The 21,688-nt window shown below is 64.7% G+C and carries 26 protein-coding genes and 2 tRNA genes; 11 read left to right on the plus strand and 17 right to left on the minus strand.

Going from position 1 to position 21,688, the window contains the following annotated elements:
• Positions 1-11: 11 nt before the first annotated feature.
• The 7 genes from FHY55_RS16935 to FHY55_RS16960 are packed head-to-tail and all read right to left on the minus strand — an operon-like array spanning position 12 to position 5,167.
• Complete coding sequence (locus FHY55_RS16935) at positions 12-281, minus strand: NnrU family protein (protein ID WP_140015309.1); 270 nt, start codon at positions 279-281, stop codon at positions 12-14.
• Positions 278-508, minus strand: a complete 231-nt coding sequence (locus FHY55_RS16940; protein ID WP_140015310.1) for an NnrT protein — start codon at positions 506-508, stop codon at positions 278-280. The genes FHY55_RS16935 and FHY55_RS16940 overlap by 4 nt, the downstream gene beginning before the upstream one ends.
• Positions 505-678 carry a hypothetical protein gene (locus tag FHY55_RS20590; RefSeq protein ID WP_168223042.1) on the minus strand — a complete coding sequence of 58 codons (174 nt, stop codon included), beginning with the start codon at positions 676-678 and terminating at the stop codon, positions 505-507. Before FHY55_RS20590 ends, FHY55_RS16940 begins: the two co-directional genes overlap by 4 nt.
• A gap of 1 nt (position 679) precedes the next feature.
• Positions 680-2,554, minus strand: a complete 1,875-nt coding sequence (locus tag FHY55_RS16945) for a nitric oxide reductase activation protein NorD (RefSeq protein ID WP_140015311.1) — start codon at positions 2,552-2,554, stop codon at positions 680-682.
• Between the two features lie 5 nt (positions 2,555-2,559).
• The gene (locus FHY55_RS16950; RefSeq protein WP_140015312.1) at positions 2,560-3,354 is read right to left on the minus strand and encodes a CbbQ/NirQ/NorQ/GpvN family protein; all 795 of its coding nucleotides are present in this window, start codon (positions 3,352-3,354) and stop codon (positions 2,560-2,562) included.
• Positions 3,355-3,358: 4 nt separating this feature from the next.
• Positions 3,359-4,702, minus strand: coding sequence for a cbb3-type cytochrome c oxidase subunit I (locus FHY55_RS16955; RefSeq protein WP_140015313.1), 1,344 nt, complete (start codon positions 4,700-4,702; stop codon positions 3,359-3,361).
• 12 nt (positions 4,703-4,714) lie between these two features.
• Positions 4,715-5,167 carry a cytochrome c gene (locus FHY55_RS16960; protein ID WP_140015314.1) on the minus strand — a complete coding sequence of 151 codons (453 nt, stop codon included), beginning with the start codon at positions 5,165-5,167 and terminating at the stop codon, positions 4,715-4,717.
• 124 nt (positions 5,168-5,291) lie between these two features.
• On the opposite strand from FHY55_RS16960, the gene FHY55_RS16965 reads away from it, so the two are divergent.
• Entirely contained in the window at positions 5,292-5,552 is a 261-nt protein-coding gene (locus tag FHY55_RS16965; RefSeq protein ID WP_140015315.1) for a DUF1858 domain-containing protein, read from the plus strand.
• Here FHY55_RS16965 and FHY55_RS16970 read toward each other — a convergent pair.
• Positions 5,506-6,201 carry a Crp/Fnr family transcriptional regulator gene (locus FHY55_RS16970; protein ID WP_140015316.1) on the minus strand — a complete coding sequence of 232 codons (696 nt, stop codon included), beginning with the start codon at positions 6,199-6,201 and terminating at the stop codon, positions 5,506-5,508. The genes FHY55_RS16965 and FHY55_RS16970 overlap by 47 nt on opposite strands.
• A gap of 100 nt (positions 6,202-6,301) precedes the next feature.
• Here FHY55_RS16970 and FHY55_RS16975 point away from each other — a divergent pair, with 100 nt between their 5' ends.
• Both FHY55_RS16975 and FHY55_RS16980 read left to right on the plus strand, forming a co-directional pair.
• A complete protein-coding gene (locus FHY55_RS16975) occupies positions 6,302-6,730 on the plus strand; it encodes a pseudoazurin (protein WP_140015317.1) in 429 nt (142 codons plus the stop codon).
• 78 nt (positions 6,731-6,808) lie between these two features.
• Complete coding sequence (locus FHY55_RS16980; RefSeq protein WP_140015318.1) at positions 6,809-7,987, plus strand: NnrS family protein; 1,179 nt, start codon at positions 6,809-6,811, stop codon at positions 7,985-7,987.
• Between the two features lie 284 nt (positions 7,988-8,271).
• On the opposite strand, the gene FHY55_RS16985 is transcribed toward FHY55_RS16980, so the two are convergent.
• A tRNA-Ser gene (locus FHY55_RS16985) sits at positions 8,272-8,361 on the minus strand.
• 107 nt (positions 8,362-8,468) lie between these two features.
• On the opposite strand from FHY55_RS16985, the gene FHY55_RS16990 reads away from it, so the two are divergent.
• On the plus strand, positions 8,469-9,887 hold the full coding sequence (locus tag FHY55_RS16990; protein WP_140015319.1) for a hypothetical protein: 1,419 nt from the start codon (positions 8,469-8,471) through the stop codon (positions 9,885-9,887).
• Between the two features lie 160 nt (positions 9,888-10,047).
• On the opposite strand, the gene speB is transcribed toward FHY55_RS16990, so the two are convergent.
• From speB to ychF, 4 genes are all read right to left on the minus strand, one after another.
• Positions 10,048-11,022 (minus strand): agmatinase, encoded by a 975-nt coding sequence (gene speB, locus FHY55_RS16995; protein ID WP_140015320.1) that lies wholly within the window; start codon positions 11,020-11,022, stop codon positions 10,048-10,050.
• An 86-nt stretch (positions 11,023-11,108) separates the two neighbouring features.
• Positions 11,109-12,086, minus strand: coding sequence for a glycosyl transferase family 90 (locus tag FHY55_RS17000; protein WP_140015321.1), 978 nt, complete (start codon positions 12,084-12,086; stop codon positions 11,109-11,111).
• Positions 12,087-12,135: 49 nt separating this feature from the next.
• Complete coding sequence (locus tag FHY55_RS17005) at positions 12,136-12,486, minus strand: hypothetical protein (protein WP_140015322.1); 351 nt, start codon at positions 12,484-12,486, stop codon at positions 12,136-12,138.
• 66 nt (positions 12,487-12,552) lie between these two features.
• Positions 12,553-13,650: a redox-regulated ATPase YchF gene (gene ychF, locus FHY55_RS17010; RefSeq protein ID WP_140015323.1), complete on the minus strand. Its 1,098-nt coding sequence runs from the start codon at positions 13,648-13,650 to the stop codon at positions 12,553-12,555.
• Positions 13,651-13,788: 138 nt separating this feature from the next.
• Here ychF and FHY55_RS17015 point away from each other — a divergent pair, with 138 nt between their 5' ends.
• The 3 genes from FHY55_RS17015 to FHY55_RS17025 all read left to right on the plus strand — a co-directional run bounded on the left by FHY55_RS17015 (position 13,789) and on the right by FHY55_RS17025 (position 15,280).
• Entirely contained in the window at positions 13,789-14,172 is a 384-nt protein-coding gene (locus tag FHY55_RS17015; RefSeq protein ID WP_140015324.1) for a hypothetical protein, read from the plus strand.
• A complete protein-coding gene (locus FHY55_RS17020; RefSeq protein ID WP_140015325.1) occupies positions 14,156-14,785 on the plus strand; it encodes a hypothetical protein in 630 nt (209 codons plus the stop codon). Before FHY55_RS17015 ends, FHY55_RS17020 begins: the two co-directional genes overlap by 17 nt.
• Before the next feature lie 75 nt (positions 14,786-14,860).
• The gene (locus FHY55_RS17025) at positions 14,861-15,280 is read left to right on the plus strand and encodes a VOC family protein (RefSeq protein ID WP_140015326.1); all 420 of its coding nucleotides are present in this window, start codon (positions 14,861-14,863) and stop codon (positions 15,278-15,280) included.
• A 28-nt stretch (positions 15,281-15,308) separates the two neighbouring features.
• Here the strand turns inward: FHY55_RS17025 and FHY55_RS17030 are convergent, their stop codons facing one another.
• Positions 15,309-15,929 carry a VanW family protein gene (locus FHY55_RS17030; protein WP_210410503.1) on the minus strand — a complete coding sequence of 207 codons (621 nt, stop codon included), beginning with the start codon at positions 15,927-15,929 and terminating at the stop codon, positions 15,309-15,311.
• Between the two features lie 307 nt (positions 15,930-16,236).
• Here FHY55_RS17030 and FHY55_RS17035 point away from each other — a divergent pair, with 307 nt between their 5' ends.
• The 3 genes from FHY55_RS17035 to FHY55_RS17045 all read left to right on the plus strand — a co-directional run bounded on the left by FHY55_RS17035 (position 16,237) and on the right by FHY55_RS17045 (position 19,344).
• A complete protein-coding gene (locus tag FHY55_RS17035) occupies positions 16,237-17,463 on the plus strand; it encodes a putative DNA modification/repair radical SAM protein (RefSeq protein ID WP_140015328.1) in 1,227 nt (408 codons plus the stop codon).
• Positions 17,463-18,878 (plus strand): UdgX family uracil-DNA binding protein, encoded by a 1,416-nt coding sequence (locus tag FHY55_RS17040; protein ID WP_140015329.1) that lies wholly within the window; start codon positions 17,463-17,465, stop codon positions 18,876-18,878. Before FHY55_RS17035 ends, FHY55_RS17040 begins: the two co-directional genes overlap by 1 nt.
• Positions 18,879-18,969: 91 nt before the next feature.
• Positions 18,970-19,344, plus strand: coding sequence for a hypothetical protein (locus FHY55_RS17045; protein WP_140015330.1), 375 nt, complete (start codon positions 18,970-18,972; stop codon positions 19,342-19,344).
• 188 nt (positions 19,345-19,532) lie between these two features.
• Here the strand turns inward: FHY55_RS17045 and FHY55_RS17050 are convergent.
• Positions 19,533-19,604 (minus strand) — tRNA-Ala (locus FHY55_RS17050).
• 100 nt (positions 19,605-19,704) lie between these two features.
• Positions 19,705-20,667 carry an IS1595 family transposase gene (locus tag FHY55_RS17055; RefSeq protein WP_140016167.1) on the minus strand — a complete coding sequence of 321 codons (963 nt, stop codon included), beginning with the start codon at positions 20,665-20,667 and terminating at the stop codon, positions 19,705-19,707.
• A 101-nt stretch (positions 20,668-20,768) separates the two neighbouring features.
• Between FHY55_RS17055 and FHY55_RS20805 the strand changes: the two genes are divergently transcribed.
• A complete protein-coding gene (locus FHY55_RS20805; protein WP_140015331.1) occupies positions 20,769-20,975 on the plus strand; it encodes a DUF6471 domain-containing protein in 207 nt (68 codons plus the stop codon).
• Here the strand turns inward: FHY55_RS20805 and FHY55_RS20595 are convergent.
• Complete coding sequence (locus tag FHY55_RS20595; RefSeq protein WP_168223043.1) at positions 20,899-21,507, minus strand: hypothetical protein; 609 nt, start codon at positions 21,505-21,507, stop codon at positions 20,899-20,901. The two genes, FHY55_RS20805 and FHY55_RS20595, sit on opposite strands and share 77 nt — an antisense overlap.
• Positions 21,508-21,688 lie beyond the last annotated feature (181 nt).

Genomic DNA, 21,688 nt, shown 5'->3' on the forward strand with positions numbered 1-21,688 from the left:
GGCTTTGGAGCCTAGCGGGCGCTGGCGTCGAACGCGGGGATGGCGAGGAGCGCCATTAGCGTGAAACTGCCGAAGAAAAGTGCCATGGCAAGGTCACCATTGGGAAAGAGATGCGCCCCGGCCCAGAACACGAGGGCGAGAAACAGCGGGTGTCGGGAATTTACGGCGAACCCGGGCTGCGCCGGGTCCAGAGCCACGCCGCGCCGCCCGCCGAGGCAGGGCAGGAAGTGGCTGGCGATGAACACCGCCAGCGCCAGCGCGTATTCTCCCCACCCGGTCATTCCCCCTCCGCCTTTTCCATCAGCCGCAGGATATGGCAGGCGAAGGCCCATGTCGCGGGCAGGCCGATGACAAGCCCTCCAGCAGCGGCCTGCCAGGGCGTCAGCACCGGCAGGCCCAGCCATGAGCCGATGAGCGCGGCGAAGAACAGGTTGACCCCCATGGCCCCCGCCGCGAAGGGATAGATCCCGGCCAGAAGCTTCAAGGATGGGCGGCGCGGGAGGCTCATCGCCGGCTCACCAGCCATTGCACCGCCACCAGCGACAGCACAAGCGCGACGGAGCCCACGAGAAACCAGAACTCCGCCGTCTCGGTCTGGGGCTGCGGGATCGGACGCTCGAACGAGGCCGCCGCGAGCGGGGCGGGAAGCGTGGCGGTTAGGGCGAGAAGGCGTTTCATGTCAGCTCTCCATGGTCAGGGTCTGGTAGATTTCGGGCAAGGCGCGCGGCAGGCGCGAGGGCTGCGGTAGCAGGGTGAAGCCGCCGCGTCCGAAGATGCGGGCGAACCAGTCCTGCCCGTCTTCGTCCACGATGACGCCATGCACCGCCTGCCCCGCCGCGCGGGCCTCGCGCACGGCCATGCGGCTGTCTTCGATGCCGTGCTGGCCCTCGTAGTGGTCAAGGTCGTTGGGCTTTCCGTCAGTCAGCACCAGCAGCAGGCGGCGGGTTGCGCCCTCCTCGGCAAGCTGGGCCGAAACATGGCGGATGGCAGCGCCAAGGCGGGTGTAATGCCCGGGGCGCAACCCGCCGATGCGGGCGGTCACGGCCGGCGCCATCGGCTCGGCAAAGCGCTTGGCGCGGTGCAGGAACACCCGGTCGCGCCGCAGCGAAGAGAAGCCCCAGATGCCCAGCCTGTCGCCCGCCGTGTCGATCCCTTCGGCCAGCGCCGCAACCGCCTGGCGCGCCACTTCGATCACAGAGGTGTCGCCGATGGCGGCCTCGGTGGAGCGGGAGCAGTCCATTAGCACCGCCACCGAAAGATCGCGGGCCATGGGCCGGTTGGCCTGCCACACGCGGTCGCTGCCCTCGTGGCCGCAGGCGATGTCGGTGCGCGAGGTCACCACGGCGTCGAGGTCCAGCTCGTCGCCGTCGATCTGGCGGGGCAGAACGACGCGGCGCGGGTGCAGCGGCGCGAACTGCCGTTTGACGCGGGCCACCAGTTTTGCATCCGGCGCGTAACTGGCCTGCGGCTTTGCCTCTGCTTCCAGCACGCGGGTGTGATCGGGCATGTAATCGCCGGTGCGGCGGTTCCATTCCGGGTAGGTGAAGGTGCCCGCCAGCCGCTCGTGCTCGGCGTCCTGCGGCGAGAGGTCAAGCGAGAGACGCAGCCGGGTGGCGGCGCGCTTGAGGTTCTGGCTCAGCGTCAGGTGATCCTGGTCTTCGGCGGCCTTGGCGGCATTGTCCTGATCGTCGTCATCGACCATGCGGTTGAGGTTGAGGCTCTCGGCCCAGGACAGGATCGACTCGAAGCGGTGGACGATGAAGCTGTCGCGCCGGTTGGCCTGGTCGCGGTCTTCGCGGCGGGCGTCCTTGCGGGTGGCAAGGGCCATGGCGGGGGCGGGCGCCTCGGCGGCTTCGGCGGGGGCCTTGCCGCCGCCGGTCCGCGGGCGGAGCCGGAACCAGACGGCAACCGGCGCATAGCTGCGGTAGCCGCGCGGGGCGGGACAGGAGAGGCATTCCTCTGCCTCGGACCGCCCTGTAAGCTGGTCGAGCACCAGCCGCTCCACGCCCGCCTCGCAGCGCGGCAAGCCGCTGCGCTGGCGGGTTTCAACCAGATGGCGGCAGAGCGCCTCATAAGCGGGGCGCAGGCCGGGGCAGGCCGTATAGGCCCGATCCGAAGCGGCGGCCAGCGCGGCAATCTCCTGCCTGTCGGCGGCGAGTGGATCGGCAGCGGCGGCGGGAATATCGACCCTGGAGGCCAGCGCGGCGAGCCAGAGGTAGCAGGCGCGGTTGAGGGCGCGGGTTGGGAAGCTGTCGATCACCGGGGGCAGGCGCAGGCGGTCGCCGTCGAAATCGGCGACATTCACCTGCTCGCGCGGCGTGCCGAGCCGCCGCAGCCGCCCGGTGCGATGGGCGGAGGCGGTGAGCGGGGCCGGGGCGATTTCCACCCCTGCCCCGCCGCCCAGCGCCCGGAACAGCGCGGCGACGGAGGGGCGCACCTGCTCCAGCGTCACCGCCTCCCCGGCCTCCGCAGCGGCGCCCCAGCGCGAGGCCATGTCGTGCCAGAGGTTGCCGACAGTTTCCTCCGGTTCCATCAGGTCGAGCAGGTGCATCATGGCGCTCACCCGTAGATCACGGCGGCGAGGTCGCGCAGCGCCTGCTGGGTGTCGGGCTCGTCGCTGAGCGGCGCGATCACCGCGGCCTCCAGCGCCCGCTCCACCGCCATGCCGCCTGCGATCATCGTCGCGGCATAGATCAGCAGCCGGGTGGAAACCCCCTCCTCCAGATCCATCCCCGAAAGCGCGCGGATCTTGCCGCCGAGCCGCACCAGCGCCGTGGCGCGGGCCTCGTCGAGCCCGCTTTCGCGCATCACCACCGGCACTTCCACCTCGGGCGACGGGAACTCGAAGCCGATGGAGACGAAGCGCTGGCGGGTCGAAGGCTTCAGCTTCTTCAGCACGTTCTGGTAGCCGGGGTTGTAGCTGGCCACGAGCATGAAGCTCTTTGGTGCGGCCAGCTCCTCGCCGGTGCGGTCGATCACCAGGCGGCGGCGGTCGTCGGTGAGCGGGTGGAGCACCACGGTCACGTCTTTCCGGGCTTCCACCACCTCGTCGAGGTAGCAGATGCCGCCCTCGCGCACCGCCCGTGTCAGCGGCCCGTCGACCCAGACGGTCTCGCCCCCCTTCAGCAGGTAGCGCCCGATCAAGTCGGCGGCCGAGAGGTCGTCGTGGCAGGCGACGGTGTGGAGCGGCAGGCCAAGCCGGGCCGCCATATGCTCGACGAAGCGGGTCTTGCCGCAGCCGGTGGGCCCCTTCAGAAGAAGGGGCAGACCGTTTTCATGGGCCGTTTCGAACACCGCGCATTCGTCTGCTTGCGCGTGATAGAACGGCAGGTCGGCTGTGTTCAGGTCTTTCACCGGATCATTCTCCCGGAACGGCCATGGGGCCGGGTTTGACGACCTCGCGGCGCACCACGAGCATGGAGTAGATGAACAGCAACGCCCCCAGCACCACTGCCACCCCGGAGCCGAAGCGCATGAGGTAGAAGAGGCCGAGCTGGTCCTGCACGTCCATGAAATACTCACCCAAGATTCGCTGCATGTGCGTCTGGATCGTGCCGGCGAAGGTGAGCGTGAAGGTCATGAAGCTCATTCCCCCGGTCATCAGCCAGAAGGACGCCATGTTGAGCACCTGGTTGTAGGGCGCGCGGTTCCGCAGCACCGGCATGGCGTAGCTGAACATCGCCAGGTTCAGGGCCACATAGGCGCCGTAGAAGGCCAGGTGCCCGTGGGCGGCAGTGATCTGGGTGCCGTGGGTGTAGAAGTTCACCCCGTGCAGCGTGTGCAGGAAGCCCCAGACGCCGGCACCGAAGAAGGCGACGGTGGACGAGCCGAGCGACCAGAGCAGCGCGGCCTTGTTCGGGTGGTTCTTGCGCCCCTTCCAGACCATGATGAAGGCGAAGGACATCATGGCGAAGAAGGGCACCACTTCGAAGGTCGAGAAGATCGAGCCGACCCATTGCCAGTAGCCCGGCGTGCCGATCCAGTAGAAGTGGTGGCCGGTGCCGAGGATGCCGGAGAAGAGCGCGGTGGCGACGATGACATAAAGCCATTTCTCGATCACCTCGCGGTCGACCCCGGTGAGCTTGAGCATCAGGAAGCCCAGGATCGCGGCCATCACCAGCTCCCATGTCGCCTCGACCCAGAGGTGGACGACGAACCACCAGTACATCTTGTCGAGGCTGAGGTTGTCGGGGTTGATGAAGGCAAAGACCCAGAGCAGGCAGAGCAGCCACAGGCCCATCATCAGGATGTTGGTGATCGCCGTCTTGCGGCCCGCGAGGAAGGTGAGCGAGACGTTCACGAGGAAGATCACGGCGGCCACGAGGATGCCGAACTTGACCCAGAGCGGCTGCTCCAGAAACTCCCGCCCGCCGTGGATGCCCACGAGGTAGGAGCCGACGGCGCCCAGCGTGCCGACCACGAGGATCGCCAGTTGGATGTAGGCGAGCTTGACCGAGAAAATCTCGCGCTCGCTCTCCTCGGGCACGAGGTAATAGGCCGCGCCGAAGAAGCCCAGCAGCAGCCAGACAATGAGCGCGTTGGTGTGGATCATCCGGACGATGTTGAAGGGCAGCAGCTCCGACAGCGTGTTGGGCGAAACGTAGATCCAGCCCAGCAGCAGCCCGCCCAGAACCTGGATGCCGAAGAGCGCCATGGCGGTGACGAAATAGGCGTAGGCCACCTTTTGCGATTGGTATTTCATGATGTCTCTCCCTTAGCCCGCGTCGTTCGGCGGCCAGTTCTGGGTGTCGGTCTGATCGGCCCAGCGGAGGAATTCGGCGAGGGCACGCATCTCCTCCTCGGTGATCTCGAAGAAGGGCATCTGGCGGCGGCCCTCGATGCCGGAGGGCTGGGCCTTCATCCAGCCGTCGAGGATCTCGTAGGCCAGCTCGGGATCATCCAGCGCGCCCCAGCGGGTCATCACGTTGCCGAGCTCCGGGGCAAAATAGGCGCCCTCGCCGTGCAGCGTGTGGCAGTTGATGCAGGAGTGGCGCTCCCACACATGCTTGCCGTGGCGCACCTCCTCGCTCAGCTCCATGCCGGCGGTGGAGGTTTGCACGATGTGCCGGTGGCTCTGCACCGTCATGGCCACGAACACGACCACGAAGAATATGGATCCCCCGTAGAACACGTTTCGGGCGCGCGATTTGGTAAGTATTTCTGACATGTCGCGTTCCGGAAGTTTTGTTTCGGATGCGACTTTTCTAAGGGCCACCGGCGGGCCGGATGTTGCGCAAGCGCAAAGAAGCGAGCGAAAGCCGGGGGCAGGCTGGGGCGGGAAAGGACACGCCATGCGCCGCCGCCCCGATTTCGACGATCCGGACCTGCCGCTCTCGGAGCTGTTCAACGCCTGGCCTGAAATGGCCACGGTCTTTCTCGAACGCCGGATGCTTTGCCCGGGCTGCCCGATAGCCCCGTTTCACGCCATACCCGACGCCTGCCTGGAATACGATCTGGACGAAGACGCCTTTCGGGCCGAACTGGAAGCGCGGGCCGGCCCCGGCTTCAGGACTGGGCGCCGCTCAGCACCACGAGGGCGTGCGGATCGGTGACCGTAATGTGCTTGCGGGTCGATTCCACGATGCCGTCCTTCTGCCAGGCCGACAGCAACCGGCTCACCGTGTGCAGCGTGGTGCCTGTCATCTCGGAGATGTTCTGACGGGTGACGGGAAAGGCGATCTCGATGCCTTCGGGCACCTTGCGCCCGCTCTGGGTGACCATCCGCAGCAGGGCGCAGGCGACGCGCTTCTCGACGGCCTGGGTGGCCATCTCTGTCAGTGTTTCCTGAATCTGACCAAGGCGCTGGCCGAGGGTCTTGTAACTCTCGGAAGCAAAGCCGGGGTAACGGGCGGTGAAATCGGACCACAGCCGCACCGGCCATGACAGCGCGATGCTTTCGGCGGCAGCAATGGAGGTGGCCGGATAGGTCTCTCGTTGCAGGGCCGGGGCAATCCCGAAGAGCTGGCCCGGCGAGATGTGCAGCACGATGATCTGATCGCCACCCGGCGTGGTGCGCACCACGCGCAGGTAGCCATCGAGCAGGAGGTAGAACCGGTCGGCGTGCTCGCCCTCGCGGAAGATCTCGCGGCCCTCCTCGTAGCGACGCGACACGGCGGCATCGAGGATCTCGCGGATCTGCGAACGCTCCAGCAGCGAGAAGGGCGGCAGGCCGTTCAGAAGGCTTTCGTCAAGTTTCGGCACTTTCGCTCGCAGAGTTTGTTTCAGAGCAACGTTTACCCCGGAGCCTTAGTGCAAAACCCGCTCAACCGAAACAAGCGGATACGCATGAAAGGATAGTCCGATGTTTGCCAAGATGATGCTTGCCGGAGCCCTGACCCTCGCCGCGAGCGCGGGCTGGGCCGAGACCCACGAGGTGAAGATGCTCAACAAGGGCGAGGTTGGCGCGATGGTCTTCGAGCCCGCCTATGTGAAGGCCGCGCCCGGCGACGTGGTGAAGTTCATCCCCACCGACAAGGGCCACAACGTGGAGAGCATCGAGGGGATGCTCCCGGAGGGGGTGGAGGCCTTCAAGACCAAGAACAACGCGGAATTCGAGCTGACCGTGGAGGCCGAGGGGCTTTATGGCATCAAGTGCACGCCGCACTACGCCATGGGCATGATTGCGCTGGTGCAGGTTGGCGAGGCCGTCAACCTCGATGAGGCCTCGACGGTGAAGCACAAGGGCAAGGCGAAAGGCCGGATGGCCGATCTCTTCGCCCAGGTCGAGTAGTCCCAGTTTCCTTCGAACTCGACCATCGGGCGGCGCCTTGGGGTGCCGCCCGTCCCCTTTCGATCCGGGAGTCCTGCTATGGTGCGTGACAAATCATTCCACGGCCCCGCGCTGTTTTCCTACGGGTTCCGGCCGTTCTTCCTTGCGGCCACGCTGTTCGGCCTAGGGGTCATCCCGCTGTGGTGGCTGGTGTGGGAAGGGCACGTGACCCTTGCCAGCACGCTTCACCCCACAGACTGGCACATCCACGAGATGATCTACGGCTATGCTGCGGCAGTGGTGGCGGGCTTCCTCTTCACCGCCGTCCCCAACTGGACCGGGCGCTTGCCGACGCGCGGCTGGCCGCTGGCGGCGTTGCTGGCGCTTTGGGTTGCCGGGCGGCTCGTGGTGGCCGGGTTCGCAGGCCCCGGCCCTCTCGTCACAGCGCTAGTGGATCAGGCCTTCCTTCTCGCCGTGGCCGCGATGATCGCCCGGGAGGTCGTGGCCGGAAGGAACTGGCGCAACCTGAAGGTCCTTGTGCCGGTCAGCCTGCTCTGGCTGGCCAACCTCGCCTACCATGCCGAGGCGGCCCTCACCGGCACCGCATGGCACGGCCACCGCGCGGGCATCGCCCTGCTGGTCTTCCTCATTCTGCTGATCGGCGGGCGCATCGTGCCCAGCTTCACCCGCAACTGGCTGGTGCAACGGGGGAACACAGCCCTGCCGGTGCCCTTCAATCGCTTCGACGGCGCAGCCCTCGCATTGGGCGCACTCGCCCTCGCAAGCTGGGTCGCGGCCCCCGCGAGCCGGACGACGGCCATCCTTTGCGCTATCGCCGCCCTCCTGCACCTTTTGCGCCTGGCCCGCTGGCGCCCCCAGGCCACCTGGCGCTCGCCGCTCCTGCTGATGCTGCACCTTGCCTATCTCTTCGTGCCTCTCGGGCTCGCCGCAACCTCCGCCGCAGCACTGGGCCTCGCCACCGAGGCCACCGCAACCCACCTGCTCGGCATCGGTGCAATCGGAGGCATGACGGTCGCGGTGATGATGCGCGCCACCATGGGCCACACCGGACGCCCGCTCATCGCCGGGCCGGCCCTAGCCGCCGCCTTCGCCCTGACCCTCCTCGCCGGTTTCTCCCGGATCGCGGCCGGTTGGCTCCAAGGTGGCCCCGCGCTCTCCGCGCTCCTGTGGACGGCCGCCTTCACCTTGCTGGCCATCCGGCTCGCCCCGATGCTGGCGCGCCCGAAGACCACCCGTCGCCAGGCCTCAGCGACCTGACTGACGTTGAAAAACATGTTGGCGTTGTCGAGGGGCATAGTGGGTTGCGTCGACGAGCAACTGCCCGGCCCAGTTGGATAGACCAAGGCGAGCGTTCTATCCGCATTTATAGCGCTCGCCACGCCGCCTTGCGGGCAGTTCCATCGATCCCATGACTCACCAAATGTTACAGCACCCGAGATCTGCGTGATCGATCCAAGAGCCGAAATGTTGGTGGGACGAATGGTGGGGGGCGCCGAGGCGACCGCCCAAACACCTGAATATAGATCGAAAAGAATAGAAAATGGCGGAGACGAAGGGATTCGAACCCTCGAGACGGTTTCCCGCCTACTCCCTTAGCAGGGGAGCGCCTTCGACCACTCGGCCACGTCTCCGCCGGCGGGTTTATCGGGTTGGTGTGGCGGGGGCAATCACTTGTTGACCGATTTTCCGCATTTCCCCAGTCTGGTGCGGCTGGAACGTGTGTAGGGGCATCGCGAGTATGGAAGGTTGGGAGGGGCTGAAGGCCTGGTCGAACGATCACCAGGGGATATTTGCCCTCGCCGGATTTCTTGCGCTGATCGGCGGCATGGTGATGGGCTATTTCGCCCTCGCCCGCCAGCGAAGCGGACATCGCTCGATCATCGAGCAACTGGACGAGCCCGCCTCCTGGCCTCACCTGATCGACCGGTTCCAGCAAGGGGGTGCGCCGGCCTACTTCCGGGCCGTGGCGCGGGTGCTGGGGATGGCCAACCGGGTTTATGGCCGCGATGCTCTGGGCTGGCGGGCGTTCGATCGCTGCCTGCACTTCGCGGTCCTCTACCCGATCATCGCCGTGCTGGCTGGCTGGGTGCTGTTCAATCTGCACAGTCCTGCGGGGGTGACACTCTTCGCAGATGATCCGCACGTCCGGAGCAGGCTCGGCCGCGCCGCGCTTCTGATTGCGGGACTGGCCTGCTCTGGGTGGATTTTCGCCAATAGCCAGCGCTTTTCGGAGTGGGTCGTTGACCGGCTCTTCAAGCGACTTGACAGTTCCGTCACCCGGCCCGGTTTTCTATCGAAGGCGGGCCGGGTGACGGTCGATTTTTTAGCCGGTGCCTTTGCCGTTGCCTTTGCCTTTGCCGTTGCCGTTGCCGTTGCCGATGCCGTTGCCTTTGCCGGTGCCTTTACCTTTGCCGGTGCCGTTGCCTTTACCGTTGCCTTTGCCGGTGCCTTTACCTTTGCCGGTGCCTTTACCTTTGCCGGTGCCTTTACCTTTGCCGGTGCCTTTGCCGTTGCCTTTGCCATTGCCGTTGCCAGTGCCGTTACTGGAGAGACTGAATTCGCCGCGCTCATCGCGCTGTTCTACATCCTGTTTCCCCTGCTGAACGCCCTGGCCGATTTCGCCTCTCTTGCCATCACCCGTCACTTCCTCGCCCGTCTCCTGCCGCACCCCGATGTGGGCCCGCCGCGGCCCCGCCCGGATGCAGCGATGATCCTGCTGCACCTCGTTGTCGACCTCGGGCTTGCCGCTCTCTGCCTTTCCGCGCTGCTCCTCGCCACCACCTCTCTGCTCGACCTCTGGGGCTGGCTGCATCCGGCCAGCCTGCCCTTCGACTGGCGGGCCTATTGGGCCGGGGTGCGGGCCCGGCCCTCCGAGGGGGTGGCGCTCTATCTCATGGTGGCCACCACCCTGGTGCCAACAGTCGTGCATGTGACCGCCGGGCTTGGCGCCGTCATCACCCAACGCTCCCGCATCCTGCACCGCCTCGCGCGGCGGTTGGAGCGGGCACAGGTTGAGGGGGTGGCACCATCGAAGGCCGAGCAGGACGAAATTGCCGCAAGCTGGCGGCAGGCCCGGTATTGGGGCAACTTCTCCGCGATAGCTCTGGTGGTAGGTGCTCTGGCGTTGTTGTTCTGGCTTGGCGTGTCGCTGCTGTGAGGCTGCGCCGGGCTCGCCCGGCTGTTGCGCAAAACGCCCCGTTAACTTAACCAACCCGCCCGAAACTTCGTATGCATGGGCTGTGCATCACTTGTGCATAGGTTGTTCCTGTTGCCTCTTTACGGTAAACGCCTGAAATCCATCACCTTTTCACCAAATCTCAACCTTCCGTCCCGCCCGCCACGGCCTCCGCCATCACGCACAAAAGCTCGAACATCACCGACACGCCAAGGTAGCTCGTCGCCCCGCCCACGTCGAAGGGCGGCGACACTTCCACCATGTCCGCCCCCACGATATTCAGCCCCCGCAGCGCCCGCACCACCTGCAGGGCCTGGTAGCTGTTCGGCCCGCCCACCTCCGGCGTTCCAGTGCCCGGGGCGAAGGCCGGGTCAACGAAATCAATGTCATAGCTCACATATGTCGGCCCCTCGCCCACGATCTCGCGGGCCTCGGCCATCACGTCATCCACGCCCCGCGCGTGGAACTCCTCGATCGGGATCAGCCGGATGCCCACCGACTTGGCGAAGTCCTTGTCTTCATTGTCATAAGCGGTGCCACGTATGCCGATCTGCACCACCCGCTCGGGCTCCAGCAGCCCCTCCTCCACCGCCCGCCGGAAGGGGGTGCCGTGGGTGTACATCGTGCCGCCGAAGTAGGAGTGGTAGAGGTCTGTGTGGCTGTCAAAATGCACCATCCCCACCGGGTTTTCCGCCGCCACGGCGCGCAGCACGGGCAGCGATGTCAGGTGGTCTCCGCCTGCCGTGAGCGGCATGATCCCGGCGTCCAACACCTTGGCATAAAACGAAGTTATCCGGTCCAGCGTGTCGGCGATATCGGCTGGGTTGGGGGCCACGTCCCCCAGATCGGCGCAGTTGACCAGCTCGAAGGGGCGCACCCCCGTTGCCCCGTTTTCCGCCCGGATCATGGTCGAGGCATCCCGCAGCGCGCGCGGCCCGTGGCGCGGGCCGGGGCGGTTGGTGGTGCCCGAATCCCAAGGCACCCCGATCAGCCCAACTTCAACCTCCGCAAGCCTTTGATCTTCCAGCGGAACATGGGGCAGCCGCATGAAGGTCGGAATGCCCGCAAAGCGCGGCAGCTCAAAGCCGGAGACGGGCTGGAAGAACGGATCGGGCATCGCTGGGGCTCCTTCGCGGGTGTCTGCCTTGGGCGACTGTGGCGCGAAACACCGCTGCGGCGAAAGCCCCTTTCTCGCCCCCGCCCCTACCCCGCAGCAAGGATCTCCGCCGCACGGGCGCGCTCGCGCTCCCATGTCATTTCCCGCGCAAGTGCCTGACCTTCCTGAGCAATCTCGTGGGCCTCTGCATCATGGCTGCGCAGCCACTCCAGCTTTTCTTCCAGATCGGCCAGATCGGCGCGCACCGGCACAAAATGCCGCCCCGCCTCCAGCCGGTCATAATACCACTGGCGAAAGCCAAAGGGGCTGTCGACCTTGAGCACGCAGCAGCCGAGGAGAAGGCGATGAAAGAGGTTGTCCCAAGTGTTGGTAATGCCATCAATATCAATGGCATACTTGCGCTGCCCCCAGCTTTCCGACGCCAGCCGCTCGCCCAACAGCCCCTGCGCCCGCAGCGCCGCCGCCTCGCCCCGCTCGGGCTCGTCGATAAAGCGAAAGTCGATCTCCCCACCCCGGCACCGCAGCGCCATCGCTAGGCGTTGGTTGACCCCCGGCTGACCCGCCGCGCAATCGGTCAGCAGCGGCCCCAGCCCATTCGCACGGCCCCGCCAAACCACCTCTGCCCCGCGATCCGCCCAAGGCAATGCCACCTGCGCGGCCGCCTCGTGCATCGCGTCATGCCCCCGGCTGCGAAAGAAGAAGTAATCCGGCACCGGAACCGTCTGGCCGCAGGAGGAAAAACTGAACTGGGCCACAGAAGGCTCATGCCCATCAGAGGTGTTGCCGCTGATCTGGGCCACCCCCTCGGGCGCGGCCATCATCCAGCACAGATAGGCGGCACTGTGGCTCAAGGCACGCTTGCGCGGATGCACCGGCGGGCGCTGCGACGGCAGGGCAAGCTCAAACCCCGCACCGGCCCGGCGCAGCGTCACATCATAGCTGCCCACGGGCTCGTCATGGCGAAGAATTTTCAGCGCTGGCGGCTCTAGCCCCACAGAAGCAAGCTGGCGAAGTACGCCCCGCTTCACCTTGCGGCTCCAATCCAGCCATTTCAGATCCAGCATCACCGGCCCCCTTCCGGCTGCCTCGTTCCGGCCCGAGTTGCGGCGCCTTTTAGCTAGCGTCGATCATCAGGCACTTATAGCGGCGCTCGGTCTCTTCCACCGTTTTTTCGGCCACGGCATTGATACGGGCCGAGATCTGGCGACTAGTAGCGGTGCCGTTCACGATGTGGCCCGCCGCCCATTTCGCCACGGCTGTAAGCTGGGCGTCGGTGTAGCGGTGCGCCTTGGTGGCCCGCGCCTTTGCATCCGCGCCGGGTGCGCAAAGATAGGTCAGCGCATCGCCGTCCGAATTGCGAAACCGAAAGCGCTCGCGGTCCGGGTAGGCGGTGCTGATTAGGGCGTCCGTGGTGCAGCCTGCAAGCAGAAGTGCAACGACAGCGATGATAGCAAAACTTTTCATATCAATTCCTTACAAACTCATACTCTTCAGGAAGCCGCACCTGCGAGGGCGGCAAACCCGGCTGCCTCAGCCCGAATGCAGGAAGTGCAGCACATCGCCGTCCTGCACAACATATCCCTTGCCCTCGGCGCGCATCTTGCCCGCCTCCTTGGCCCCCTGCTCGCCATTGCCTGCGATGTAGTCCTCGTAGGCGATGGTCTCGGCGCGGATGAAGCCCTTCTCGAAATCCCCGTGAATCACCCCTGCCGCTTGCGGCGCGGAGGTGCCTGACGGGATGGTCCAGGCGCGGGCCTCTTTGGGACCGACAGTAAAGTAGGTTTGCAGGTGCAACAGCTCGTATCCGGCCCGAATGAGCCGGTCGAGCCCGGCTTCCTTCAGCCCGAGCTCTTCCAGAAACATCTCGGCCTCTTCAGCATCGAGCTGGCTGATCTCTTCTTCGATCTTGGCCGAAATCACCACCGCACCGGCGCCCTGCTCGGCGGCCATCTTCTCGACGGCGGCAGAGTGCTCATTACCAGTCGCGGCCTCATCTTCGGCCACGTTGCACACGAATAGGATCGGCTTGGAGGTCAGCAGTTGCAGCAATTGCCATGCCCGTGCGTCCTCGGCATCCACATCCACCGTGCGGGCCGGTTTGCCGTCTTCCAGAGCCGCTTGTGCGGCGGCCAGCAAGCGATCCTGCTGGGCGGCTTCCTTGTCGTTGCCCTTCAACTTGCGCACCAAGCCCGCCCGGCGCTTTTCGATGCTTTCAAGGTCGGCCAGCATCAGCTCGGTCTCGATGGTCTCGGCATCTGCCACCGGGTCCACCCGGCCCTCCACATGGGTCACGTCGCCATCTTCGAAGCAGCGGAGCACGTGAGCCACGGCGTCGCACTCGCGGATGTTGGCCAGAAACTGGTTGCCCAGCCCCTCGCCCTTGCTCGCGCCCTTCACCAGCCCGGCGATGTCGACAAAAGTCATCCGCGTGGGGATGATCTGCTTGGAGCTTGCAATTGCCGCCAGCTTTTCCAGCCGGTCGTCCGGCACCGCCACCTCGCCCACGTTGGGCTCGATCGTGCAGAACGGAAAGTTCGCCGCCTGCGCCGCTGCCGTGCGGGTCAGCGCATTGAACAGCGTCGACTTGCCCACGTTGGGCAGCCCCACGATGCCGGTTTTGAAGCCCATTTCATTGTCTCCCGTGATCCGAGCCGCCTTCTAGGACGCGCAGGGCTGAAGGGCAATGCCCGCTTGGCGCTTGCACCTGAGACCATGGCGCTTAGAACGGTCAGAGCACCATCAGTCAAAGCCAATCAGACGAACTTCATGCATCGCCTTTTCCGCCCCACATGCATTGCCCTTCTGGCCGCCGCGCCCGCCTCTGCCGTGGCGCAGGACGAGGCCTTCTTCTTCCTCGTCACCAGCGCCCAGCTCGCCTGCCTGCAACAAAACGCCGAGGCCTATGCGCCTGCTGAGGGTCAAACCGCCTTTGTGACGCTGGCCGACTGCGGCGAGGCCCCGCCCGCGGCACCCGCCGACACGGCACAGTTCACCACGCCCGATATCTCCCTCTTCGACGCCGCCGAGGCGCCCGATGCCGTGGTCGCCCTCTCGGCGCAGGATTTCACCTGTCTTGCCGGGCTCGAAATTCCGCAAAGCGCCGGGCTGCTGGCGTTCTACCCGGAGCGCTGCGATGTCCAGCCCCGCTGAGCCCGGCCCCGCTGCCACGGCTGGGGAGGCCCCCGCTCGCCGCTCGCGCATCCGGCGCTTCTTCAAGCCTGAGATGGATATCGACACGCTGGCGCATCTCTTCACGCTGGTGGTTGCCGTGGCGGGGATGGCCAAGTTTTTCTACGATCAGGACCAAGCCCTGAAGGCTGAAAACCGCGCCCGCGCCATCACCTACATCAACGCCTATACCGAAGAGCCCCTGCTCGGGTCGCGCCAAGCGCTCTATGATTTCTGGGCCGGGCAGCCCGAGCTTGTCGCCATGCTGCGCAAGCAGTCGCTCACCCCCCGCAACTATGCCGCAATGCTCGCCGCATCGGTCTTTCGCACTGGGGCCGAAGAGCCTATCCGCGAGCCGCTTCTGGTGCTCGACAGCTTCTATTCGCAAGTCAGCTTCTGCGAGAGCGGCGGGCTTTGCGATACCGGCATCATCGACAGCTATTTCTGCACCCACGCCCGCCGCGACGCACAGGCCTACGCCCCGTTTTTCGAGCATCTGCGCAGCCAGAGCGGCGACACACGGATAGGCCGCGAGCTGGACGCCTTCGCCGCGCGCTGCACCCCGCCCTCCGACTCCGCCACACCCACCGGCTGAACTCTGCCTAAGGTCGGTTGACGGCAGCCGGGCTCGCCGCTTATGTTGATATCAACACTCATGAGGAGACGTAGCATGGAAGCCACCCCTTACCTCTTCTTCAAGGGCACCTGCCGCGAGGCCTTTGAAACATACGCCAAGGTCTTCAACACGCCCGCGCCCGAATTGATGAGTTTCTCCAGCCTTCCTGAAGAGGATAAGGCGCACATGCCCGGCGTGCCCGATGATGCGGTGATGCACGGCTCCATGAAGATCGGCGACAGCCTCGTTTACGGCTCCGACGACCTGATGGGCGAGTTCACGCCCATGGCCGGCTGCTCCATGGCCGCGACCCTCCCCGACGAGGCCGCCACCCGCGCCGCCTTCGAGGCACTCTCAGAGGGCGGCGAGGTGCGCATGCCGCTCGCACCCATGTTCTGGACACCCCTCTTCGGCACCCTCACCGACCGCTTCGGCATCCGCTGGATGGTGATGGCCGAAGGCTCCGCCGCTTGACACGGCGAGCGGGTCGCCGCGCCACGCCTTACGAAGCCTCTGCTGTCGGGTCGTACATTACCCGCACCCGGTTGCCGTAAAGCCGTTCGCGGGCCAGCAGCCTGCCCGCCTGCCCCTTCTCGCGAATCTCGCGCCAGATCTCGTTGTGCCGCAGCCAGTCACCCCCGCGCTGCTCGAACCCGGCGTTCCGCTCGAACACATGGTAGCGGTTGGGTTCGGGTTGCTCACCGCGCAACTCACCGTGGATCAACCTGTCGTCCATCCAGAGCCGCATTTGTAGCACTTGCTCGGTCGGGTTGAAGAGCCACAGGTCGATGTAGTTGTAAAACAACGCGGCCCCGGTGCCATAGGGGATGACCCGCCCCTGGTCGGGGAAGGGGTCAAAGCTGTGCGGCGCGCGCTGTGTCACCTGAAGGGGCGAATGAAGGGCGATCCAGTGCAGCAAGTTGCCGATCTGGCACAGCCCGCCGCCCACACCGCCCCGCGCCCGTCCGCCGCTCAGTTCCATCCCTTCCACGAAGCCCCGCGCCGCCGTGGGCCGCCCGACCAGCCGCCAGAACGAAAAGGTCTCGCCCGGGCGGATCAGCACGCCGTCGATAAGCGGAATGGCGATGGCGTGGTTTGCAACCTTGCCGTCCTGCCACGCCATCTCCTGTGCATCCCGGCCGAACGTTCGTCGCAGCTTCGATTGGTGGCGGTAATGACGGTGCGGAAGAGGGGCGGCAAGCTCGCGGGCAAACCGCTCGGGCCCGGCGTGCCAGCGAAACCAACGCGCGGCCTGCCGTTGATGAACCCGGGCCGCGTGGAGCCAAGGGTGATATGAGCTGAGCGGGCGACGCATTGCCTGTACATTACCCCCTCGCCACGCCGTTTCCCAACCCCCTGCCATGTCATAGTGCATTGCCCTCCCAACCATGTGACTGGCATGTTCCGGGAAAGGAACATATCAGGAACACATGGCAAAACGCACCCTCCAAGACAAGCTCGCGATTCTCGCTGACGCCGCCAAGTATGACGCCTCCTGCGCCTCTTCCGGCGGGCAGAAGCGCAACTCGAAAGACGGTAAGGGCCTCGGCTCCTCCGGCGGTGCGGGCATCTGCCATGCCTACGCACCCGATGGCCGTTGCATTTCGCTCCTGAAGATCCTGATGACGAACTTCTGCATCTACGATTGCGCCTATTGCGTGAACCGCGTGAGCAGCCGGGTGGAACGGGCGCGCTTTTCGGTGGAAGAGGTGGTGAGCCTCACCGTCGAGTTCTACCGCCGCAACTATATCGAGGGCCTGTTCCTCTCCTCCGGCATCATCAAGTCGCCGGATGACACAATGGCCGATATGGTCCGCATCGCCCGGACCCTCCGCCAGCAGGAAAACTTCCGTGGCTACATCCACCTGAAAACGATTCCCGACGCTTCTCCCGAGCTGCTCGACGAGGCGGGCAAATGGGCCGACCGGCTCTCGATCAACGTCGAGCTGCCCACCGAAAAGGCCCTCACCTCCCTCGCACCCGAGAAGTCCGCCCAGCAAATCCGCACCGCCATGGCCGGGGTCCGCGCCCGCCGGGAGGCCGCCAAGGAGCCCACCTACAAGGGCCGCAAGGGCCGCTTCGCTCCGGCGGGCCAAAGCACGCAGATGATTGTCGGCGCCGATGCCGCAAAGGATAGCGACATCCTCGCCAACTCCTCCAACCTCTACGCCTCTTACAAACTTTCCCGCGTCTACTACTCCGCCTTCTCCCCCATCCCCGACGCCTCCAAGGTGTTGCCGCTCATCCGCCCGCCGCTGCAACGCGAGCACCGGCTCTATCAGGCCGACTGGCTGATGCGCTTCTACGGCTTCGACGCGGGTGAAATCGCGCCCAAGTCCGGCATGCTCGACCTTGAGATCGACCCAAAGCTCGCCTGGGCCCTCGCCCATCGTGAGGCCTTCCCGGTGGATATCAACACCGCCCCCCGCGAAGCCCTCCTGCGCACCCCCGGCCTCGGCACCACTTCCGTCAAACGCATCCTTGCCGCCCGCCGCCACCGCACCCTCCGGTATGACGACTTGCTGAAGATCGGCTGCAACCTAAAGAACGCCAAACCCTTCATCACCTGCCCCGGCTGGTCGCCGCGCGGCCTGACGGATGAGGCAAACCTGCGCGCCCGCTTCGCCCCCCCGCCCGAGCAACTCTCGCTTTTCTGATGCTCACTGTGCGGCTCCCCAAAATCGGTTCCATCGCCGCATGGCGCAGCGAGGCGCGCCGCCTCGCGGCAGAGGGCGTGCCCGCTGAACACGTCCGCTGGACGCAAGACGACGCGCAAGATCTCTTCGCCAGCACCGATGCCCCGCGCGCCGCGCCGGTCGAAATTCGCCTTTCGAAACAAGCCCTTTTCGATATCGAAAGCAGCCTCTACCACCGCGACCCTCAGCGCTTCGCCCGTGCCTACGCCCTCGTCCTCCGCCTTGGCCGGGGCGAGATCCGCTGGGGCGACCGCGCCGACGACACGCTGCGCAAACTCCTGCACCAGCGCAAGGAGGTGGGCCGCGACATCCACAAGATGCATGCCTTCGTCCGCTTCAACGAGGTCACGCCAAAAGGGGCCAACCGCCGCGCCTTCGCCGCATGGTTCGAGCCCGACAACCCAATCACCGAGGCCGCCGCGCCCTTCTTCGCCAAGCGCTTCGGCGATATGGATTGGGTCATCGCCACGCCCACCCTCACCGCCCGCTTCATCGCAGGCGCGCTCTCCTTCGAAGAAACCGCCGAACACACCCGCCCCCCCGAGGACGCCAGCCACGACCTCTGGCGCACCTACTATGCCAACATCTTCAACCCGGCGCGGCTGATGCCCGAGGCAATGCGCTCGGAGATGCCCAAGAAGTATTGGAAGAACCTCCCCGAGGCTCGCCTCATCCCCGAGCTGATCCGTACCGCCCCCGCCCGCGCCGCCGAGATGCAGGCCAAGATGCCAAGCATCCCGCCCGCCTTCGCCGCCAAGGCCGTCGCCACCCGAGCGCCGATGCCCGAGGGCATCACCCCCGACACGATCAAACAGCACCTCGACGCCTGCACCCGCTGCCCCATCGGCTGCCGCGCCACCCAAGGCGTCCCCGGCGAGGGGCCACTTACCGCTCGCCTCATGGTCGTGGGCGAGCAGCCGGGCGACGCCGAAGACCTCTCCGGCAAGCCCTTCACCGGCCCCGCCGGGCAACTCTTCGATAGCTGCGCCGCCAAGGCCGGGCTCGACCGGCGGCAAACCTACGTCACCAACGCGGTCAAACACTTCAAATTCACCCCGCGCGGCAAGCGCCGCCTCCACCAGCGCCCCGATGCGGATGAGATCGAACATTGCAAATGGTGGCTCGACCTGGAGCGCGATTGGGTCAAACCCCGCCTGATCCTCGCCATGGGGGCCACGCCTGCCCTCGCCCTCACCGGCTCATCCCGCAACATCACCCGGCGGCGCGGCACGATCGAACACACGCCAGAAGGCACCCCCGTGTTGCTCACCAGCCACCCGAGCTACCTCCTGCGCCTCCCCGAGGCCCAGGCCCGCCAAGAGGCCGAAGCCCGCTTCACCGCCGATCTCGCCCGCGCGGTGCAAATCTGCGCCTGATCCATTTTCTTGCTGCAAATATCCGGCCTTATGTATCAAGCGCACCAACATTCTAGGTGCTTTCCGGCCCTTTGTGAATCACCCTTGGGCCATGCAAGACAAGACCATCAACAACGCCCTACAGCAGCTCTACCGCGAGGCCATCAACGGCCAGCACGAGGGGAAAGAGCACATCCTAGCGCTGATGAAGCTGCGGGGGATTGAGCCAGCCGCCGAGAAGCGGTCACAGCACCGCGTCTTCCCCGGTAGGTCGGGGATGCGCCAGTTTGTCCTAGCCGCCATGAGAGACGGTCACACAGACTTCAAGGTGATCGCTAGCCTGCTGCACCAGCAACACCCCGAGATAGGCGCTCACGGGGCTTACATGCGGGTGTATGGGTGTATGCGGCGGATGGGAGTAATCTTGCCGCGACGGAACGCCTCACAAGGAATCATTGGCATCAATGGCGAATCAGCCCATATCTGACACTACATCTTGTGTTACCGGAGGGAGGACCGGATACGCGGGGCAGCGCAAAGCGCTAAGCCGTTGATTCCAGATTCTTTTCCATCGCCGCTAAGTCGCTGAAAAATTTACTTGAATCTCTATGCTGCACGTGCGATAAACCCCCCCAAGAAAAAGGCCCCGCCGAAGCGGAGCCAATTAAAAGAGTGAGACCTAGGCTGGAATCGAACCAGCGTCTTCCCGGTTGCAACGCGGACGCATAACCATTCTGCCACTAGGTCTTGGGGTCGGTATAGCACCGACCCTTTTCTTTTTCCACCATATCTTATCCACACCCCCCGCGTTTAGCGTCGAGGCAGGAGCCGGCCCCACGATCTGGTGTCACGCCGCCCGCTGCCAGTAGCCCTTCCACGACCGGCTGACCGGCGAGCCCATCGCGTTGCTGACCATGATATGCGCCAGCGTTCCGTTGTCGGTGCGGCGGTTGTCCTCAAGCCATGCGGCGTGGTTTGCATACTGGTAGAGGTATTGCGGGCTGACGTGGTGGTGCTGACCCACGACCATGCGGCGCAGGCGGGAGAAGTAGCTTTCCACCATGTTGGTGTGTTTGCCGTGGTCGCTGTAGATTTCGGAATGGTTCACGCGGTCAACGTGCCAGCCGTTGTGCAGATCGTCCCAATGGGAAGCCTCATCGGCAGACATGGTGGCGGTGCGGCTGACGTTCTCGTTCGCCAGTGCAACGCCCTCAGCTTCGCCCATGGTCACGAAAGGCAGGGTGCGACCTTCACGCTCGCGCATGGCCACGACAACGCGGCGCTTGCCGGTCTGGTGGCGCTTGAGGCGGCGGTCCTTGCGGTCTGCCTTGGCGTTCTCCGGGCGGATGTGACCGCCGAAGTAGGCCCCATCAATCTCAACGTGGCCTTCCAGAACTTCGCCGGTCTGCACTTCGGAGGCCATCGCCTCGCGCAGCTTGTGGGAGAGAACGAAAGCGGTCTTATACTGGCAGTCCAGATCACGGGAAAGCTGCACCATAGACACGCCCTTGGAGGCGTTCACGATGATGCAGATCGCGGCCAGCAGATCCACAAAGTCCATCTTGCGGCTGGCAAAGATGGTGCCGGAAGTAACGCTGAACTGGTGCGAGCAAGCCTTGCACTTGAACTTGCGGCGGGTGGTGATCTTGTAGGCTTCATCATGGCCACACTGGGGGCAAACTGCCTCGCCATTGGTCTCAGGCCAGCGCATTTCGCAGAACGTCTGGTAAGCCGCATCCTCGCCCGCCCTGTAGATGGAGCGAAGGCTGAGGGTGCGTGAAGCTGCAGAGAGAAGGAAGTGTTGGGCCATTGTCATCATATCCATTACGTATGTAACAGATATGGTGCGTTGACGTATCGCTTACAAGGGCATAGGTAATAAAAACAATACCTTTAACCTATAGGTGGTACATGCCGACGCAGACAGAGTGGGAGGCCAAGGCGGCGAACCTCCTGAAAGCCGAGTTGAAGCGCAAGGGGGTGACTTACGCCCAACTGGCGGAGGCGATAGGCGACAAGGAGGTTAACATTCGGAACAAGCTCAGTCGGGGGAAGTTTTCGGCGGCATTTCTTCTGCATTCTCTGTCGGTGGTAGGGGTGGTTGATCTACGGATTTAGCGTAGTCCTGCATCCCGTGTATGAACTGTTTGGCCATCTCGAAGTCACCCTCTGACACGATCATCAGATACCTCGCCCAAATGTCATTCAGCTTCTCACTCTGCGTAGGGCGGGGCGGCACTTCTGGCAGCCCGTAAAACGCCAGCCGAGCGTTGATATCTTCGGTTGCGCCATCTGGGTCGCCGTATCTTCGGAAAAAGCCATCCTTCCTGATGATTTTTGCGACATGTTCTGCCCCGGTCTTGGTTTTCCAAAGGTATGCCTTCGACCCAGGGCGATCAAACTTTGAGAAAGTTAGCGCTATCCACTCGTACAGAATTGCGCCGAGCGCGATCAAGGATATGTTTAGAACCAGCGAGTTTAGCGCGATGTCGTAAAGGAGGGCCAGAAAGGAGGAAATCACTGTCCAGCCCTCTGGAACCAAATCGGAAAGTCCGCGCGCGGTCGCCCAGTTTTCGAGGTTAAGGCCGATGATGATAAGGACGGGCCACGAGAAGACCCGCTTGACCAAGAATGAAAGCACCTTTCGCATGAGGCGAAGTCTTTACCAGAGTGCGGGGAATGTGGAGTCATTTCACGACCCCTCGCCCGCACGCTTGGTGCGTTTGATACATAAGGCCGCAAATATCTCCGGGGGTGTGGGGGCAGCGCCCCCACAGTTTGCTGCGTATGGCCTTGCCTCCCGCGCCCCATTCCGGCAAATCTCCCCGGAC

The organism is Oceanicola sp. D3, from assembly GCF_006351965.1.
In the GTDB taxonomy this organism is placed as follows: domain Bacteria; phylum Pseudomonadota; class Alphaproteobacteria; order Rhodobacterales; family Rhodobacteraceae; genus Vannielia.